The following is a 3,493-nucleotide window of genomic DNA, read 5'->3' as shown; positions in this document are numbered from 1 at the left end:
TCCGTCGTGGTGAAGTTTTGTCTCAACAACAAATACTTACAACGAATCAACGGTTTACGCTATGCTCGCCGACCTTCATGCATAATGCGGGCTAGATGATTTGATTGCTATTCATGACGAAGGCGACGAATACTCGTGGTCGGCGGTCGATCTACGTGATGGTGTTGTCGCAGAGTTAGGATCGAACATGGCAAGCAGTGGGCATCCGGGCAATCGCCCCGTTGCCTGCGGTTATTTTGTTTTCAGCAATAGCACGCTTCTTGTCCGGGCGATCACCCAAGCGCGGGGGAGCTTCATCGCCGGGCTGAATCTGTATATCAGGGACCATGCCACCCGGGGTGTACGCGTGGCGCGCTGGTACGATTTCGGCCATATCCAAACCTATTTCCGTTCCCGCCGTGCAATCACCACGGAGCGGGCTTTCAATTCGCTGAAAATCAGTAGATGCTCGGTGCATAAATCGAGCACCGACCACAGTAAAATAATTGCGGAGGCAACCTGGTTCGCTTCTGTTCCTCCAGCAGTCGCACCATATACGGCGCGACTGCTGGAGGTGGGGCAATCCGAGGGCACCGTTTTCTACCGGACGGAATACCGCTATGCGCCGACGCTGGCGGAATTGTTTGTGTTCTCTTCTATTGGGCGTCTGACATGGTATAAAATTCTTCGATCTTGTGAGGAGTTTTTGAATGCCTGCACCGCGCACAAAGGACCGAGCTTGGCCGGTGTAGCTCTAACGGCGTTGGCGATCGACAAAACAATCGCCCGGCTTGAGCGTTATTCCAGCGAGTCGGGCTTTGATATTGATAAGCCGACGTCCTTTGATGGCCGCTCCTTGCCATCATTACGCCGCGTTGCCGAGTCAGCGACGCGCGAAATCGACTTGCGGTCCGGCTGCTCGGAGACGCTGATGCATGGAGACTTTTGCTTTAGCAATATCCTATATGACTCTCGCGCCGACCGGATTACAGTGATCGACCCGCGCGGACATGTATCGGCAGGAACAGCTTCAGCCTTTGGGGATGTTACGTATGATTTGGCGAAACTGTCACATTCCATATCTGGTCAATACGATCACATATTGGCTGGGCGATATGCACTTCGGCGTGAAGGCAGCCACGGGTTCACCATCGGTTTCGAGGCCAGTGAGCATCATCGATGGTTGCAGCATGCGTTGTCCGATTTAAGAGTGGATGGTGTCGGGGCCGGCAATCGAAGCGTTCGTGCGGTCACAGTCAGTCTGTTCCTATCTATGTTGCCGCTGCATGCCGATCGGCCGGACCGGCAGGCAGCTTTCATTGCCAATGCACTGCGGCTCTACATTGATTTGGAAAGAAGCAAGCCTTGATCATTATTCCCATGGCCGGTCTCTCTCGCCGATTCACGTCCGCAGGCTATCAGCTACCAAAATATATGCTGCCTCTGCACGGCCGTTCGGTATTCGCACATGCCGTCGGCAGCTTCGCGGCGCAGTTTGGTAACACACATTTTTTATTCATTGCTCGCGACGTAGCCGGCACTAAGATGTTCTTGCGCCAGGAATGCGCGGCTCTAGGTATTGCCCACGCGACCGTCGTGATTTTGGACCGTGAGACGGCAGGTCAAGCGGAAACCGTTGAGCTTGGGTTGAACGACACCGGTGCGGCCGATGGCGAACCGGCGACGATTTTCAACATCGATACTTTCCGCCACCAGTTTCGTTTCCCCGATGCGCCATGGTTTGCACAAACCGATGGTTATTTGGAGGTGTTCCGTGGCTCGGGAGCTAACTGGTCTTATGTCGTTCCGGCCGTGGGCACGCGCGAGCCGCTGGTGACGCGCGCCACCGAAAAAATACCAATCTCCGATTTATGCTGTAGCGGCTTGTACCATTTTGCGCGTTCCGAAGATTTCCGGTCTGCGCTCGCCAAGGAGCGCAGCCAGCCCTCTCTGACCGAGCTTTACGTCGCACCGCTGTACAATCACCTCATCGCATCTGGAAAGCATATCCACTACCACATCGTGCCTCTAGAGGCGATCACCTTCTGCGGCGTGCCAGCCGAGTATGAGGCGGCCCTGGTCAAAGGCCATGCTGTTGATTCGAACAGTGTGCCGTCTTAAGTGTCCATCCGGGAACGCCTTGAATCTTTGGAGTCACTTGTGATTCCATAGCGGCGGCCCGATTCGCAGGAGCAGCCTGACGTGGACGAACGAGAGCCGCGCCCGGTATGATCACAGCAAGCTGCGCTATCCGAGCGATTTGACGGATGACGAGTGGGCGATCATCGGCCCGCTGATCCCGCCCGCCAAGCGTGGCGGCAACAAGCGTACGGTGAATGAGCGGCAGGTGATCAACGGGCTGATGTTCATCCTGAGTACCGGTTGCCAATGGGCGTCCCTGCCGAAAGATCTGCCCCGCGCAGCACGGTGAACGACTATTTTCGCCGTTGGAACGAGGATGGCACGCTCGATCGCATTCATCATGCGCTGTACGTCAAATGTCGCGAACAGGTTGACCGCGCGGCCAGTCCGACGGCTGCGATCATTGACAACCTCCGAAGGCTTTCCATTGCCTACGGCAACGGAACCCTTGCCTTCTCCGCCAGAGCGTCAAGAGCGCGGAAAAAGGGGGGTTCATATCGATCCGTCGGGGTTCGATGCGGGCAAGAAGATCAACGGCAAGAAGCGCCATGTCCTGGTAGACACGCAAGGCCTGCTGCTTTGCGCCATCGTCCACGCCGCCGACATCCAGGATCGGGACGGCGGCATGATGCTGATGGGAGCGCTGTTCGGTCTGTTTCCCTTTCTGCTCAAGCTTTATGCCGACGGTGGCTATCAAGGGCCGAAATTCCAGGAAGGGCTGGGCCGCGTGTGCGCTCAGATCAATGTCGAGATCGTCAAGCGCTCCGATATCGGACAGTTCGTCGTTGTGCCCAAGCGCTGGATCGTTGAGCGAACCATCGGCTGGCTCAACCGTTGTCGCCGGTTGGCCAAGGATTGGGAATGCCTCAACCGAAACGGACTTGCATTTCTACGCTGGGCATCCATCCGGCTGATGGTACGAAAACTCTGTAAGGAAACAAAATGATCTCGGATGGGTTCTTAGGTTAACTGCAGCCACGCGAGAGCGGATTTGGAGGTCGTATCGAACTCTTTTTTAATAAAAGGCGCGCCTAGTTGAGCCAACCGGGCGTTCACTCGACAACCCAATTTTCTGGCAGCCCGCTGAGCGCGGATTGCGATTGATGCAAGCCAACGCTCGAACTTCAAGCCCGTCAGCATCCCAATTCTCTTCATGCCAAGCGTCTGAGATCTTGGCCGTTGTTCGGCTGGGTTCGCAAGAGTGAGCTGATATTCTTTGATGCCCATCAACGCAACCCCACCCAACCATGTGTCGAAGCGCCCACCACAGCCCAACATGCGTATTCCGTTGATCGCGATCATCCATTCCGGTCGATCGCGATCACTGGTTCCGTTGATCGCGATCATGATGTTCACCATGCCTGAGGCGGGC

The 3,493-nt window shown here is 55.9% G+C and carries 3 protein-coding genes and 1 pseudogene; 3 read left to right on the top strand and 1 reads right to left on the bottom strand.

Annotated elements, in window-relative coordinates; all coding sequences use genetic code 11:
* Nucleotides 1–100: 100 nt before the first annotated feature.
* From BW994_RS19490 to BW994_RS18970, 3 genes and pseudogenes are all read left to right on the top strand, one after another.
* A complete protein-coding gene (locus BW994_RS19490) occupies nucleotides 101–1,348 on the top strand; it encodes a phosphotransferase (protein WP_139334233.1) in 1,248 nt (415 codons plus the stop codon).
* Nucleotides 1,345–2,100 (top strand): glycosyltransferase family 2 protein, encoded by a 756-nt coding sequence (locus tag BW994_RS18620; RefSeq protein ID WP_029312868.1) that lies wholly within the window; start codon nucleotides 1,345–1,347, stop codon nucleotides 2,098–2,100. The genes BW994_RS19490 and BW994_RS18620 overlap by 4 nt, the downstream gene beginning before the upstream one ends.
* 76 nt (nucleotides 2,101–2,176) lie before the next feature.
* Nucleotides 2,177–3,067, top strand: a pseudogene (locus BW994_RS18970) (IS5 family transposase).
* Between the two features lie 14 nt (nucleotides 3,068–3,081).
* Here the strand turns inward: BW994_RS18970 and BW994_RS18605 are convergent.
* On the bottom strand, nucleotides 3,082–3,493 hold a 412-nt coding region (locus tag BW994_RS18605; RefSeq protein WP_217696482.1), incomplete at its 5' end, for a hypothetical protein.

Source organism: Acidiphilium rubrum (assembly GCF_900156265.1).
GTDB lineage: Bacteria > Pseudomonadota > Alphaproteobacteria > Acetobacterales > Acetobacteraceae > Acidiphilium > Acidiphilium rubrum.
This window is presented reverse-complemented; position numbering and strand designations above follow the sequence as displayed.